Here is a 15,110-nt window from a genome sequence, read left to right as displayed (position 1 = left end):
CTTAGGTAGTGTGTGCACATCTCGCGTCAATGCGTGGGTTGTGCACGATTTTTCTTGCGTAGCTTTAAGCTACCTGTCTTTTCCGGATGATGCGCGTGTTTTCGTCACGTTGCTAATTCGGTATGCCTTTTCCTTCTCCCCCTGTGCTGTCACGTCCCATATTTCAGGTAGTGACAGCACAGGGTGTGGAAGGTAAGCATATAGCCACACAAGCGGTCAGTATCGGGCTGGAATTAGGATTCTTTTCGGGAACCCCGGTATACTGGGTCGGTCATGTTTTGTTGCAGCAAAACGTGACCACCGCTTGATGCGGTAATACTTTTTACGAATAAAAGCCGCCCGTTGCGCCTCGCGTAGCGGGCGGCTTTTTGCTCGTAAGAGCAGTCGGAACATGTCCTTCACCTCCAAGGTCGGGGCTAGAGTTGCTTCAGCGGACTACTGAAGAGGTATCCAAGCCAGTTGATATTTTCAAGATAGCATTAAGTTCCAGAAGATGCAAACACAAAAACTCTCGAGCACACGATAAATTTCATTATCTATATGCAAAAATCCCCCTTCTCCTGAAAAATAAGACAAGAAAAGGGGGAACAAATGAAAGCCTCAACCTACGCTGAGGAATCCTAAGATGTGCGACTGGCACAGGATAAGTTACATTATCTTCCTCAATGAAAGCTCCTACTCCATGGAGTACGAGAGATAAGCAAGAAGCACTTATCGCTAGAGCGCTACCAGACCTCTTAATTATCCCTGTCACTCCCTTATAGCGCAATTGGTTTAGCTCTTCACTCATGACTTCACCATAGCGTCGCTACAGATTACGCGCATCCGATTTGGTCATTTCAGACTCAGATAGCTGCCATGAGAAATCCGCAGTAGGTGCCACATCTAGCCCCATCTTCATGTTTTAAAGAGAAGAGCCCCGGTCTAGACACCAGGATGGTTTCTAAACCGGGGCTACGCAACCCGCGCGAGATTTCGCGATTCATGCTCAGATTCGCACAGAAAATCCCTCACCCGAAAGAGGGGAAATAGGTGCGCGTAGATGAAATCACCGCACTCCTGCCAGCCTCAATGAAAGTCCCCCGACCGAAGGCGGAGAAATAGCTAGCTAAAACTAGCATGTTACGGCGCAACAGAAACTGCTATGGCACGAGATTCTCACGGATTACGTACCCAAAGTGTACATCACACAATATCTGTGCCTACCGCAGCATCGTCATCCAAAGGTGGAGAAATAAGCTGGCGGCGCCACCTACCCCTCTCAATGAAAGTCCCTGCCCGAAAGCGGGGAAATCGCTGACCTGACTCAGCTACTGAATACGTTCAAGACACCTCAATGAAAGTCCCCGCCCGAAGGCGGGGAAATTGACATTCCAGCTCGCCCTGAGCGTTCATCACCTCGCCTCAATGAAAGTCCCCGCCCGAAGGCAGGGAAATCCTCTCCCACCACGGGGTGAGGCCAAGGTGCATCGGGCGCCTCAATGAAAGTTCCCGCCCGAAGGCGGGGAAATCCCAAGGGCTTTAGCCGCCCGTGGGTGACTATGGTGCCTCAATGAAAGTCCCCACCCGAGGGGGAGGAAATTTGCCGCCTGCGGGGTCATTCGGGCTGCCCCCATGCCCACCTCAAAGAAAGTCCCCACCCGAAAGCGGGGAAATGTAGGTGACCGGGTGCCCGTCAAAGCTGCCCTGAACCCCTCAATGAAAGTCCCCACCCGAAGGCGGGGAAATCTGGGCACACCAGAACGTGTCCCTGCTGTTGACCTTGCGGCCTCAATGAAAGTCCCCACCCGAAAGCGGGGAAATCGACCCGCCTACTTCGGGTCAGCCACCTTGTCTTCCCCTCAATGAAAGTCCCCGCCCGAAGGTGGAGAAATTGGTGGCCTTCTTGCCCACCAGTTCCGAACGCTTCTTGCCTCAATGAAGGTCCCCGCCCGAAGGCGGGGAAATGATGGCGATGAAGGCTGCACCTTCAGCAGGGGAGCGGCCTCAATGAAAGTCCCCCGCTTGAAAGCGGGGAAATGCCAGGTACGGCGCTTCACAAGGGCGTGGCTAGGGCTGCCTCAATGAAAGTCCCCCGCCCGAAGGCGGGAAAATAAAAGTATACCCAAGCAGCCATTCAAGCATTTAAACACTATTGACAAGCCAAAACATCACACGAGCGACACGCCAACATTACGTCATGTGCCAGGTTCTCGCGGAGACAGACAAAGCCTCCAAAGGCCATTATCCTCACCTCTACTACCTGTCCGCAATCGAACTCGTCATTCCTCCGCTCCCCTGCCGCGCGTCGCTAGCGAATGAGCAGCACGCGGCTAGAGAATGAGCGCATCCGATTCGGTCACCTCGCGCGCCCGGCCAATGTAGCTGAAGGTCGGCTCGTCAAGCCGGGCCAGCAGCCCCAGGTCGCAGAAGAGCACCGAATCCTCGTCTGGATCGATGAGTTCCTGAACTTCGTCTTTGATGCGCCGCACCTTGGCGGGGGCCGCATCCACAATGAAGACGCTGTACTGAATTCGGTCCCCATAACTGAGAATGAGCTTGGCCAGTTTGGTTCGCCGCCGGTCGCTGGGCACGTCGTAAGCGATGAGTGTTCGTCGGGCGTCGTCACGCATTATCGTACGGTCACCCCCGTGTACTCGCGGGTGGTTCCGTTGATAACGCCCAGGAGCATGCGGGCCTGCACTTCAATAGCGCGGCGCCACGTCACCGAGTACCCGTAGGTGGGGTGGGTAATCTCCGTAGCCATTCGCTTCTCGAAAGCGGCGATGATAGTCTTCCGTCCCTCGGGTGTGAGCCGGTAGCTGCCACCAACCGCGGTGAAGTGCGCCGCTTTGACCTGCTTCCTGTTAATAAGGGACACCACCACAGAATCCGCGATGACTGCACGGAATTCTTCCATTAGGTCAAGAGCGAGCGCCGGCTTATTGCGAGAGCTGCTGTGCAGGAACCCGGCGTGCGGGTCGAGCCCGCAGGTGAGGATTGCGCGAATGCATTCTGAGCTAAGCAGACCGTAGGTGTAGTTCAGCAGAATGTTGATGGGGTCGTTGGCGCCTCTCCCCTGCCGCCCGGCCCAGGTCCAGCCGAGTTCGGCGAGTACATCTTCTTTGAGCATGGTTGCGAAGTTGCCGAAGTAGAGCGAGGCAGCTTCACCTTCGAGACCGAGCAGTTCCGGGATTGAGGTAGCTTGCGGCGTGTGCTTCTGAATGTCTCGCATAGCGCGGCATACATCTGCGGCGTGGCCGTTGCGGCGCAGCAGGGTCGCTTGGTTTGCGATTTTGCTGGCAATCATGGCGGCCGCTATAGGCAGGTGCCCCTGCGCTGAGAGGACATGCTGTTGCACGCGGGCCAGCCCATTCGGTCCGGTACCGGGTTGCGACCAGCCATAGACTCGGCCGGTGCTGGAGCACCAGATGATGGTGCAGTTGCGCCACATGAGTTCTCGTAGAAGCGCGGAGGAAACGTCGATATTTCCGTGGACCACGAGGCTGTGCACACGTTCGAGGGGTACGCTGCTGATTGTTTCACCGAGGTGTTGCACGATGAGGCGTCCTTGCTGGACGGTCGCTCTTGATCCTTGCGTGGTGAGGTGCGCTACTTGGCTGTCGGGGTTGCTGGCGACGACGCGTGTAATGTTTGCTTTTCCGTGGGATTCGTCGGGTAGGCACACGGAGATGTGGGAGCACCAGCTGCAGCGGGGTGAGTCTTCGAGGGGTTGCGGTGCTGTCGGGTTGTCGATGAGTGCGCGGGTGGTGTGTACGTATTCTTCTGCGGTGCGGATGTCTTCGTCTGAGATGTCGACGGGCACGGTTTTGTTGTGGTTGGTGAAGTGCACCGCGCATTCGCTGACGGTTTCGCCGGCTTCTTCGAGGCAGATTTTCTGAAGGGCAAGCTGCACCCTGTGGGCGGGCGTGACGGATGCGTTGCGGCGTACGGGGGTTGCTTTGTATTCGATGATGCGGGTAGAACCGTCTTCTTGGGGTTCGACGGCGTCGCATCGTCCTGTGAGCCCGAGGCGTGTTGATGAGATGGTGACTGCGCGCTGTTGCGTGCCGCGGGATGTTTTGGGGTCGTCGACTCGTTTGTGGGCGGATTGTCCTTCTTGCATTTGTGAGGTGTCGGTTTTTTCGCCGTTGGATTCGATCCATGCGCGGCGGGGGCAGTACACGGTGTGCATGACGAGTGAGATGGGTAGTTCGTCGCCTGCACTGTAGGGGGTAGACATCAGTGTCTCCTTGGTGTGAGCGAGTATGGTGGGCAGTCTGCTTTGGCTGCTTGGTTTTGAGGGTAGCACTGCGGCGGAATGTTTTGGCTTATCAGCGAGTTTATGACGCTATTCCGGCGTGTTGAATTTTCTGCTTGGAGGTGTGGAGGAGGCGGGTAGCAGCTGGCGGGTGGGGTTTGCGGTCGGTGTTTTGGCCTGGTTGCTTCCTGCGCGGCGAAAAGGAAAAGCTCCGTTCCTGGACTGTGATGGGTCCACGAACGGAGCAGGAATAGGTTAGGGAAAGTCCCTACAAAACTGTAGGGAAATCGCTGAGTTGAGAATCTTTCATTATTCGCCTTGACCTCAATGCCTTAATGAATGTCCCTACGAAAAGGTAGGGAAATGAGCGGACGGTTCTCATACACTGCGCCGATATTGAAGCCTCAATGAAAGGGCCCCGCCCAGGGCGGAGAAATGTAACCTGCAGCATCAGCCTGGCGAGCTTCCATAGACCAGCCTCAATGAATGCCCTTCCAAAAAGGAAGGGAAAAGCCAATACACCACGGGGTCACCATAAAGGTGCGCCAGATTCAATGAAAGTCCCTACGAAAAGGCAGGGAAATGCGCGCACCCCACACGTGTACAGGATGCTGGAGTGCCCTCAATGAAAGCCCTTCCCAAAAGGAAGGGAAATTATTTCCCGGTTGCTTTCATCTCATGCGCACTGCCGCCTCAATGAAAGCCCCTACGAAAAGTATGGGAAATCGCAAGCGAGCTTCTTTCAGCCCGAGTGTATCACACCCCCTTAATGAAAGCCCTTCCAAATAGGAAAGGAAATCCGACAGGATTTTACGCACCAGTGCTTCGGAACGGCGCCTTAATGAAAGCCCCTCCAAAAAGGAAGAGAAATTCACATGTCCAGCCTCGCCAATGCCCGCGCCACCGCCTCAATGAAAGCCCTTCCCAAAAGAAGGGAAATGCTAGTCGCTGTTGCCTAGCGGTGAGCCAGTCCTGGCCTCAATGAAAGTCCCTCCCAAAAGGAAGGGAAATTTCAAGGAGGGGTTGAACCTTTCGAGCTGCTGACGGCCTCAATGAAAGTCCCTCCCAAAGGTGGGGAAATCTCATAGCCAAATCGCCGGTGATGGTGTTGATATCGACACCTCAATGAAAGGTCCCTACGAAAAAGCAGGGAAATCGTTGTTCGCGTTTATATGCACCATCTGACGGTGTGCCTCAATGAAGGTTCCTCCAAAATTGTAGGGAAATCCGCTACCAGCCCTATGTTCGCGCCGCCGTCGACTGTCCTCAATGAAAGCCCCATCGAAAAGGCAGGGAAATGCGCGCAGGTTGAAGACCGAGGAGCGCGAGTACCGCCTCAATGAAAGCCCTTCCCAGAAGGAAGGGAAATCGCCAAAAATCCAGGCACCAAATACCCAGGTAAGTTGGGCCTCAATGAAAGCCCTTCCCAGAAGGAAGGGAAATCCGCGGCACCTGTAGGGCACGCGGCTCGTGCGTCTTCGCCTCAATGAAAGCCCTTCCCAGAAGGAAGGGAAATAAGGTGGGGGATTTTGTAGCGCAAGGTGGGGGGTTTTGCCTCAATGAAAGCCCTTCCCAGAAGGAAGGGAAATCTGCGTTGGCTCGTGAGGGCATGCTCGGCGAATCTGACCCTCAATGAAAGTCCCTCCGAAAAGGAAGGGAAATCGCTGGTTTTCTTCTGGACGCGGAGCGTGAGCTTGGCACCCTCAATGAAAGTCCCTCCGAAAAGGAAGGGAAATCCACGCCTCGACAAAATTATCTGCGTCGGGATTCTTGAACCCTCAATGAAAGTCCCTCCGAAAAGGAAGGGAAATCCGAGGAGTCACCGGCGGGTAAGGCTGGTACACCGGACCCCTCAATGAAAGTCCCTCCGAAAAGGAAGGGAAATTCTCGCTCGACATTTAGCACGCCGCGTTCACCGGCGCCCCTCAATGAAAGTCCCTCCGAAAAGGAAGGGAAATGCCTGCGTCGAGTTATCGCGTGCTTCCTTTGAATTTCTGCCCTCAATGAAAGTCCCTCCGAAAAGGAAGGGAAATTTCTTCTTTCGGTCGAGTCGGAGCGAATCTACTTCCCCTCAATGAAAGTCCCTCCGAAAAGGAAGGGAAATCCCTGAGCCATTCCTCACCTGTCGAGTCCTCAAGCCCTCAATGAAAGTCCCTCCGAAAAGGAAGGGAAATCTTGAACAGCATCCGGTTACGCTCTTTCAAGCTGCCCCCTCAATGAAAGTCCCTCCGAAAAGGAAGGGAAATATGAATTCATCCGGCGGAACCAAATATGCCTGCGCCCCCTCAATGAAAGTCCCTCCGAAAAGGAAGGGAAATAACACGCGATTCACCAAGAAGGGTTAATTAAGGACCCTCAATGAAAGTCCCTCCGAAAAGGAAGGGAAATTACCCGCCGGTTCATATTTGCCGCCGCGTCCAGTCCCTCAATGAAAGTCCCTCCGAAAAGGAAGGGAAATGGGGCGCGCTTTCTGAGCTTGCGACTGGACATCTTGACCCTCAATGAAAGTCCCTCCGAAAAGGAAGGGAAATGCCTCCGCATAGGTGAAGTGCCAGGCGGGGGACGTGTCCCTCAATGAAAGTCCCTCCGAAAAGGAAGGGAAATACCCAAAACGACTCGCGCCTGGTGACTGGTAGAATGTCCCTCAATGAAAGTCCCTCCGAAAAGGAAGGGAAATTTTCACTCTCTTTTTGTCACACCTCATGCACTCACCCTCAATGAAAGTCCCTCCGAAAAGGAAGGGAAATGCCAGCATCTAGCGGGTTGATTTTCGTGGAATTGCGGCCCTCAATGAAAGTCCCTCCGAAAAGGAAGGGAAATTCTAAAACTGCTAGCTTTGGGAGTCACGTTAAAAAACCCTCAATGAAAGTCCCTCCGAAAAGGAAGGGAAATCGCTCCGCAGGGTGCAGGCCGCGCGTTGTGGAAGCCCTCAATGAAAGTCCCTCCGAAAAGGAAGGGAAATCCGACACCTAACACACGCTGAGGGACGAAGTGCGTGCCCTCAATGAAAGTCCCTCCGAAAAGGAAGGGAAATCCCCGTCCCGGTCCGGTAAGCTGCCGCCTGCGGAGCCCCCTCAATGAAAGTCCCTCCGAAAAGGAAGGGAAATATGACGCATCTGCCACCATGGCAGGTGCCTTCATAGCCCTCAATGAAAGTCCCTCCGAAAAGGAAGGGAAATTGCAGTGCCGCGCGGGGTTGTTAAGTGGGTCGAGCCCTGCTCCCTCAATGAAAGTCCCTCCGAAAAGGAAGGGAAATTTATTCAATGGCACCATAATAGCGGGAATAATTCACCCTCAATGAAAGTCCCTCCGAAAAGGAAGGGAAATCCTCTGAATTGCCCTCGCTATCCAGCTCCTCATCACCCTCAATGAAAGTCCCTCCGAAAAGGAAGGGAAATCCCAATCTTTCGGTACCAGCCCCTAAAGTCCGAACCCCCTCAATGAAAGTCCCTCCGAAAAGGAAGGGAAATATCGCGATGACCGAAGGAACGTTAAGCGCTACAGATCCCTCAATGAAAGTCCCTCCGAAAAGGAAGGGAAATGTCGTGGGCTTGGATACGGTCGAGAATGTGGGATACCCTCAATGAAAGTCCCTCCGAAAAGGAAGGGAAATTATCCTGTTCACCACTGACCCGCTAGAGGCAGACCAGCCCTCAATGAAAGTCCCTCCGAAAAGGAAGGGAAATTCCAGGCTGTTAATGGTAACGCGGGTGGTAAGAGCTTCCCCTCAATGAAAGTCCCTCCGAAAAGGAAGGGAAATGAACAGTTAGCGGGCTGAACTAGGGGTAAAACTACCCTCAATGAAAGTCCCTCCGAAAAGGAAGGGAAATCCAACACCCGCGCCTGGGTACGGTAACCCGTAAGGTAGACCCTCAATGAAAGTCCCTCCGAAAAGGAAGGGAAATCCTCATTTACGCCGTGGACTCGGAAACATTCAGAGCCCTCAATGAAAGTCCCTCCGAAAAGGAAGGGAAATTCGGGTTGAGGCGGGGGTGGATTATTGTTTTGATGCTCCCTCAATGAAAGTCCCTCCGAAAAGGAAGGGAAATAGCTACCCGAAAATAGCCCGCAACCATGCGGCAGAAACGGGTACCCCGCGAGAACCTCGCGGCAGGCCACACAAAAAGTATACCCAAACCAGCCTACACGCGCCCAAACATCTGTGACAAGCCAAAACACCACGCGAGCGACACGCCATGTTCCCGTCACGTACCAGGTTCTCGCTCACACAAAGACCCCCGCCGGGTGCTTCCTAAGCGACCCGGCGAGGGTCCTCACGTATGAGAGGGGTTGGCGCGGTTCAGGTAAACCAGACTAACCAAGCTAACCATGCAAACCGGGCGAGCTTCGAGTCTCACGGGACTAGAAAGAACAGCGCATCAAAACCCGAGCCGGCCAAAGCTCGGCCCCGGCGAACAGCGGAACTAGCGCTCCGCCTCCTCACCCAGCATGCCCTCACGAGCCAACGCAGTCAAACGAGACACCGCACGGAAATACTTCTTCTGATAACCACCAGCCAGCATCTCCTCAGTAAACACCTTGTCAAAAGGCACACCCGAAGAAACAATCGGCAGGTCCTTGTCATACAGGCGGTCAGCCAACACCACAAAACGCAGCGCCACCGACTGCTCAGTAATCGGGTGAACATCACGCCACGCAATACCATCCAGGCCATCAATCAGCTGACGGTAACGCGACGGGTGCACCTTCGCCAGGTGCTCCACCAGGTCAGCGAAGTTATCAACGCCAACAGTCTGGCCGCCGAACACTTCCTCAACCTTCGCATCAAACGCATCATCAGCAACAGGCTCCGGCGCAGCAGGCAGGCCACGGTGACGGAAATCCTCACCATCCACACGGTGCACCTCAAACTGCGAAGCAAGCACCTGAATCTCACGCTTAAAATCCTCAGCCGCAAAACGGCCCTCACCCAGCGCACCAGGCAGCGTGTTCGACGTCGCCACAAGCTTCACGCCAGCATCCGCCAGCTCACGCATCAGACGAGACATGAGCACAGTATCACCCGGATCATCCAGCTCAAACTCGTCAATACACACCAGCTTGTAGCTGCTCAACGCCTCAACCGTCTTACGGAACGTCAACGCACCCACCAGGTTCGTGTACTCCACAAAAGTACCGAACGCCTTCGGGCCATCCACATAATGCCACAGCGACGCCAACAGGTGAGTCTTACCCACACCAAAACCGCCGTCAAGGTACAGGCCAGCCTTCGTCGAATCCTTCTTCTTGCCACCAAACAGGCGACCAAAGAAACCGGCACCAGCGCCGCCACCATTAATCTTGTCGCCAAAATCCTTCAGCTTCTGCACAGCCTCAGCCTGCGACGGCTGATTCGGATCAGGAATGTAGCTATCAAAAGACACTTCGCCAAAACGCTCAGAGGGGCGGAAACCCGCCAGCAACTCATCAGCAGAAACGCGAGGGATACGGTCGGTCAAGTGTACAGTCGTGGTGGGCACAAAAACTCTTTTCTTCAGTGACGGCGATGTGACTTCCGCTTTAAGTGTAGTACTGTCTAACACCCCGCGTGAGCGGCATGAGTTGCCCGCCACATTACGGGCATGAGGAAGGAATGGGGTGGGATATGCGGGAGGGACTGCTGGACTGGGACGCGGAGGGCGGGAATGCGAGGTCATGGGCGTTCGGGTGCGGAGGCTGCTCTGTTTTGGTATGCCGAAAATTTTGCAGAAGCGGCGCCTCCACACGGGTGGAGATTTGGTCATGACTTAATAATTTTGGTAATGACTTCGTGTCTTTGGCGATGGTTAAAACCCCCGCCTGAAGTCACTAACCCATTACCGAAAACACTAAGTCATTACCGGATCCCGCCTACCCGGCGCAGAGACAAATTCGGTCATGGTTACGGGTTTGTGCCATAGGTTAGTGTCTTTGGTTGTAGTTAAAAACCATGGCTGAAGGCGCTAAACCATGGCACAAATTCTGCTGAGGCGGCACCTCTTCGGGTGCAGATTTATTTGATGCATAAAACATTGAGAAGCCCGAATATTGACCAACGACCGTCATCATCCTCAAAAGAGTGCAAACGACTGCAAACATGCGGTAGGGTGGTAACTGTAGTGTTCCATAGCGCATTGATGCGCTTGATGGGTGCACTACGGGGCTGTTTTTCTTCCGGCAGTCAATGCAACCTGTGAATAACGGTTTGACATGCACATATATCACACCATCACCGACGATAGGAGCGTATCTTCTATGGATTCGACCATTTTCAACCGCCGTACCCTGCTGGGCAGCGGCACACTTGTGGGCATTGGCGCCCTGCTTGCGGCGTGCGGCCAGCAGGCTAATAACGAGGCGGCAGCCACCGCCTCCGCCGCGCCGAGCGAGTTGGCTTCGGCTACTGCCGCAGCATCTGAGTCGCCTTCGGCGAGCACTACCCCTAAACCGAAGGTTACTCGCGGATATTCAGGGCAGTCCAAAGCCCCTGACGGTGAATACCGTAAAGCTGACGGCTACGGGCCTGCACAGAATGTCCCCAAGCCTCGTAATGAGCCCGCTCAGTATCCTGAGACCGAAGAAGGCCTCAATCACATGATGGAGGATTGGGTCATTGCCCATAACTACGCGATTCAGACCGGTGACTGTTCCTATGCATTCAAGTATGTAACAGAAGATGCTGAAGAATATGGGTTCTACGAATATCTTGAAGAGATGTACTCCCACGGAGGCTGGGTCGCCGATGGCCTAGATTCTTATCAGTCTGAAAGTGCTTTGTTATTTAGTGATAAGACAAAAGAATACCGCATGAAAATTCGCAGGGTATGGTCTACGGCTATGTATGTAGAGCCTGATGGTGAAGTTGTATTCAAAGCAAATACCGACACTTCCGACGACTCATTTTATTTTATATTTATATATTCAAATGGGTACTGGAAAATTGCAGGAACCAAACCGCTCAATGAAGGATAATTAGGGGCTACCATGCATAAAAAACATTTCAATCAGATAGCATCTATTGCATTTATCCTGTCAGCCTTGCCCTTGTATACAATACCCGCTATAGGCAAAGAGTGCATAAATAAAGATTCATCTGGTCATTGTATTAGCTTTTCCAAAACAAGCAAATCAAAAACCTCAAAACGTACAGGTGAAACCAGCACTCATAATCAACAACAAGTATCATCAGTTGATTCTCTAGGATCCGATATGGAATCTGCACGAAAACGTTGGAATGACGAACACCCAACGCAACTCGATGGAGCAAAGCAACAATATCATGCAAGTAGTGCCAAAGCGCGAAAAGCTGGAGATGCAGAATGCTACACAGAAGGAGACCAACGTCCCGGCCACTACGTCATGGGATCTCTGCCTCTGGGAGATGATGCTAACAGGCAACCCAACCATGTTGGTGGCCGCTACTGCGTACCCAATGACACTAAAACCTTCACCTCCAATGACCCCGCGCAGCCTAAGGGTCCTTCTCCTGAGGAAATGCTCCAAGAGATTGAGGACCAATTCGCTAACACCAATATCCAAGCCCCTGTGTTGAAGCAGTCCTACAACCTCGGCACCAGCCTCAGCGAAGACAACCCCAACGTCTACAAGGGCGACCAGATCAACTTCTACGTCGACGCACCCACCGCACGATGGGAAGGTGACCTCATGATTGGCCATGTGGAGATGGAGTCCTACCCTACTCAGATGACCATCCAGTACGGCAACGGCGACGAGGGCAGCTTCTACACCATGGGCAAGCCGGTTAGCAGGGCACGTGGTGAAGAGTCACGCAAGACCGCGACCAGCTATGTATATAAGCGTTCGGGCAATTTCCACGCCTACGCGACGGTGTCATACTCTGGTCGTTTCCGTGTTGACGGTGGCGACTGGCAGGCCCTGGATGTCGTGTTGACGAAGGAAACTGTCGACCCGCTGCTGATTCGTGTGTGGTGGGTTGATGTGGGACGCGTCGGCGGCACCTGCGATGAAGACGACACTCGTTGGGGCTGCAAGAACGACCCGACGATGGGCAAGAAGGATAACCCAAACCCGCGTCTGCGCAAGGCTGATATTCGTACTGGCCAGCGTTGGCACCTAAATGACAATGGTGACGGGGATACAGAGTATTCGCTGCACCGCGACTGGCCCGACATGTAAAGCCCGCCGTGGGTCTTACGCTGAGAAGCCACATGTTCGCCGAGAAGCCACCATTATTGTGGCTTTTCGAAACACATGTGGCTTCTCAGCTATCGGGGTTATTCCCTTCGGCTGGTTAGTCTTCCGGTTTCTAGCCAGCCCCCTATTCACACACCACACCGATATAAGGAATACAATTCCATGACTTCCACGATTCTTACCCGCCGCGCAATGCTGAGCGGCGGCGCACTTATGGGCCTGGGGGCCCTGCTTGCGGCATGCGGCCAGCAGGCAAATAACGAGGCGGCAGCCACCGCCTCCGCCGCGCCGAGCGAGACCGCTTCGGCGTCTGCGGCGGCTTCTGAATCTCTCTCGGCGAGCGCCACCCCGTCTACTGTCCGAGGCTACTCCGGCGGATCCAAAGCCCCCGACGGTGAGTACCGTAAGGCCGACAAATACGGCAACGCGCAAAACGTACCGAAACCCAGCCTCCCAGAAGAAGGCTACAACGAAAAATCTGTAGAAGGCCTACGCAAAACATTTGATGCCTGGGTCCAGTGAGGAAACTACGGTATCCAAACTGGTGACTATGCAAAGGCACGAGAATTCATCTCGCCTAATTTTAGCTCCGAATTAGAAGCCTACGAAAGCGTCGAAAAACTATACAGGCGCGGCGGATGGGTTATCGACGGCATCGAAAAATATACAGCTGATGGGTCTCCCTGGTCCGAAGACGGCGAAACATATTTCTGGAAAATGTATCGTAACTGGAATCAGGAAATCCATGTTGAACCAGACGGTAAATGGACTGCATGGGATAACGAAGATAAAACTAACGATACTCTCAAAGTCAAAATGAAACATGATGGCCAAAAGTGGTCAATTCTAGACTTCGAAGAATTCAACGCCTAAACAGCATTCACCTTTTACACACCACACCGATATAAGGAATACATTTCCATGACTTCTACTCTTTTTTTCGTCGTACCTTGCTGAGCGACGGCACGCTCCTGGGCATTGGTGCCCTGCTTTCAGCCTGCGGTCAGCAGGCGGCTAATGAGGCGGGGCACCTCGGCTTCTTCGGTAGCTACGCCGAGTGAGACCGTTTCAGCTTCTGCGGCAGCATCTAACGCTGCTTCTGCATCAGCTACTCCAAGCCCGGTCATTACCCGCGGCTACTCCGGCGGATCAAAGGCGCCCGATGGCGAATACCGTGAAGCTGATGAATACGGTATGGCTCAGAACGTCCCTCTCCCCAAGGCTAAGCCGCAACAGTACCCTGAAACCTTTGCTGGTCTTCGTGAGATGATGACCGATTGGGTCAGAGCCCGTAACTACGGTATTCAGACCGGTGACATGCAGTATGTATGGCCCTATATGCTGGATACCTAAGAGAAGGATATTAAGTTCCTCAAGGATATCGAAGGCCTTTATCAGCGCGGCGGCTGAGGTGGTGCGCTCCCCGGGCTGGGTCTGTATTCCTACTTTCTATTTTATTTTTCTGACAAATAAGATTATAATAAGGAGTGTTTATTTTCGGAGGTTTTTATGTCATTTCTATCAAAAAATTGGGCAGGACTGTCAGTTTGTCTGATCATTTCTATCATCTCTTGGGTTTTAGGAGGATTCCTGCCTGTTGTGGGAGCACCTGTTTTCGCCATTTTTATCGGAATGATTCTCCATCCCTTTCTCAATTCCTATACACAACTGGATGCCGGTTTGACTTATAGCTCCAAAAAACTGCTTCAGTATGCTGTTATTTTGCTTGGGTTTGGACTCAATATCTCACAAGTTTTCGCAGTTGGAACATCTTCCCTTCCTGTTATCCTTTCAACTATTTCAATTGCTTTGATTATAGCTTTCTTTTTCCAACGCTTTTTTAACCTTGATACAAAGCTAGCTACCTTGGTTGGAGTTGGATCTTCTATCTGTGGCGGTTCTGCCATTGCAGCGACTGCTCCTGTTATTCACGCCAAGGAAAAAGAAGTAGCCCAAGCCATTTCTGTTATCTTTTTCTTCAATGTCTTGGCAGCTCTTATCTTTCCAACTCTAGGTTCTTGGCTCCATCTTTCCAACGAAGGTTTTGCTCTCTTTGCGGGTACTGCAGTCAACGATACTTCCTCTGTAACAGCCACAGCTAGCGCCTGGGATAGTCTTTACCAAAGCAATACTCTCGAATCTGCTACTATTGTCAAACTGACACGCACCCTGGCTATTATCCCTATTACTCTCTTCCTCTCCTATTGGCAAAGCCGTCAACAAGGCAACAACCAAGGAGTAAAGCTTAAAAAAATCTTCCCCGTTTTCATTCTCTACTTTATCCTAGCTTCTCTGCTAACTACTCTTCTCACATCTTTCGGTGTCAGCAATAGCTTCTTTTCACCTCTCAAACAACTCTCCAAATTCCTCATCATCATGGCTATGAGTGCTATTGGTCTCAAAACCAACCTCATTGCTATGATCAAATCCAGTGGAAAATCCATTCTTCTGGGTGCCCTTTGCTGGATTGCTATCATCCTGACTAGTCTTGGCATGCAATTACTCATCGGTATTTACTAAGAAAAAAGGGAGTCTAAAGGCTACCTCAGAACGTAGACAAATCAGATGGATTTTGGACTGTCGTTGGCTCGCTTTCTCAAGAGCAGCTGAAGGAAAAAGGGCTACTGAAATAACCCCATAACCATTGAGAAGCCACATGTGTTTCGAGAAGCCACCAAAGAAGTGGCTTTTCGAAACACATGTGGCTTTTCGGCGC

Annotated in this window: 7 protein-coding genes, 1 pseudogene and 1 CRISPR repeat array; of the genes and pseudogenes, 5 read left to right on the top strand and 3 right to left on the bottom strand. The window is 52.8% G+C overall.

Annotation, left to right across the window (positions count from 1 at the left end; genetic code table 11):
- Nucleotides 1-2,312: 2,312 nt before the first annotated feature.
- From cas2 to zapE, 3 genes are all read right to left on the bottom strand, one after another.
- Complete coding sequence (cas2, locus tag QZ822_RS04395; protein WP_012903699.1) at nucleotides 2,313-2,612, bottom strand: CRISPR-associated endonuclease Cas2; 300 nt, start codon at nucleotides 2,610-2,612, stop codon at nucleotides 2,313-2,315.
- Nucleotides 2,612-4,222 carry a CRISPR-associated endonuclease Cas1 gene (gene cas1, locus QZ822_RS04390; RefSeq protein WP_294642884.1) on the bottom strand — a complete coding sequence of 537 codons (1,611 nt, stop codon included), beginning with the start codon at nucleotides 4,220-4,222 and terminating at the stop codon, nucleotides 2,612-2,614. Before cas1 ends, cas2 begins: the two co-directional genes overlap by 1 nt.
- 495 nt (nucleotides 4,223-4,717) lie before the next feature.
- Nucleotides 4,718-8,289: a CRISPR direct-repeat array (repeat unit 36 nt; unit sequence CCCTCAATGAAAGTCCCTCCGAAAAGGAAGGGAAAT).
- Between the two features lie 375 nt (nucleotides 8,290-8,664).
- Nucleotides 8,665-9,720 (bottom strand): cell division protein ZapE, encoded by a 1,056-nt coding sequence (gene zapE / locus QZ822_RS04385; protein WP_005506346.1) that lies wholly within the window; start codon nucleotides 9,718-9,720, stop codon nucleotides 8,665-8,667.
- Nucleotides 9,721-10,474: 754 nt separating this feature from the next.
- Here zapE and QZ822_RS04380 point away from each other — a divergent pair.
- From QZ822_RS04380 to QZ822_RS04360, 5 genes and pseudogenes are all read left to right on the top strand, one after another.
- Complete coding sequence (locus tag QZ822_RS04380; protein WP_294642881.1) at nucleotides 10,475-11,191, top strand: DUF6318 family protein; 717 nt, start codon at nucleotides 10,475-10,477, stop codon at nucleotides 11,189-11,191.
- 387 nt (nucleotides 11,192-11,578) lie between these two features.
- The gene (locus QZ822_RS04375) at nucleotides 11,579-12,376 is read left to right on the top strand and encodes a hypothetical protein (protein ID WP_294642879.1); all 798 of its coding nucleotides are present in this window, start codon (nucleotides 11,579-11,581) and stop codon (nucleotides 12,374-12,376) included.
- A 75-nt stretch (nucleotides 12,377-12,451) separates the two neighbouring features.
- Nucleotides 12,452-13,267 (top strand): annotated as a pseudogene (locus QZ822_RS04370) (DUF6318 family protein).
- Nucleotides 13,268-13,411: 144 nt separating this feature from the next.
- Nucleotides 13,412-13,747: a DUF6318 family protein gene (locus QZ822_RS04365; RefSeq protein WP_294642877.1), complete on the top strand. Its 336-nt coding sequence runs from the start codon at nucleotides 13,412-13,414 to the stop codon at nucleotides 13,745-13,747.
- A gap of 156 nt (nucleotides 13,748-13,903) precedes the next feature.
- Entirely contained in the window at nucleotides 13,904-14,914 is a 1,011-nt protein-coding gene (locus tag QZ822_RS04360) for a YeiH family protein (protein WP_294642876.1), read from the top strand.
- Nucleotides 14,915-15,110 lie beyond the last annotated feature (196 nt).

Source organism: uncultured Rothia sp., from assembly GCF_916715725.1.
Classification (GTDB): Bacteria; Actinomycetota; Actinomycetes; order Actinomycetales; family Micrococcaceae; genus Rothia.
The sequence above is the reverse complement of the archived record's forward strand: the minus strand, read 5'-3'. Positions and strand labels throughout refer to the sequence as shown.

What these genes read in the sequence shown, in the direction of transcription:
- cas2 (WP_012903699.1), bottom strand. Translation starts at nt 2,612, where the DNA reads ATGCGTGACGACGCCCGACGAACACTCATCGCTTACGACGTGCCCAGC.
- cas1 (WP_294642884.1), bottom strand. Translation starts at nt 4,222, where the DNA reads ATGTCTACCCCCTACAGTGCAGGCGACGAACTACCCATCTCACTCGTC.
- QZ822_RS04380 (WP_294642881.1), top strand. Translation starts at nt 10,475, where the DNA reads ATGGATTCGACCATTTTCAACCGCCGTACCCTGCTGGGCAGCGGCACA.
- QZ822_RS04375 (WP_294642879.1), top strand. Translation starts at nt 11,579, where the DNA reads ATGGGATCTCTGCCTCTGGGAGATGATGCTAACAGGCAACCCAACCAT.
- QZ822_RS04365 (WP_294642877.1), top strand. Translation starts at nt 13,412, where the DNA reads ATGAGGCGGGGCACCTCGGCTTCTTCGGTAGCTACGCCGAGTGAGACC.
- QZ822_RS04360 (WP_294642876.1), top strand. Translation starts at nt 13,904, where the DNA reads ATGTCATTTCTATCAAAAAATTGGGCAGGACTGTCAGTTTGTCTGATC.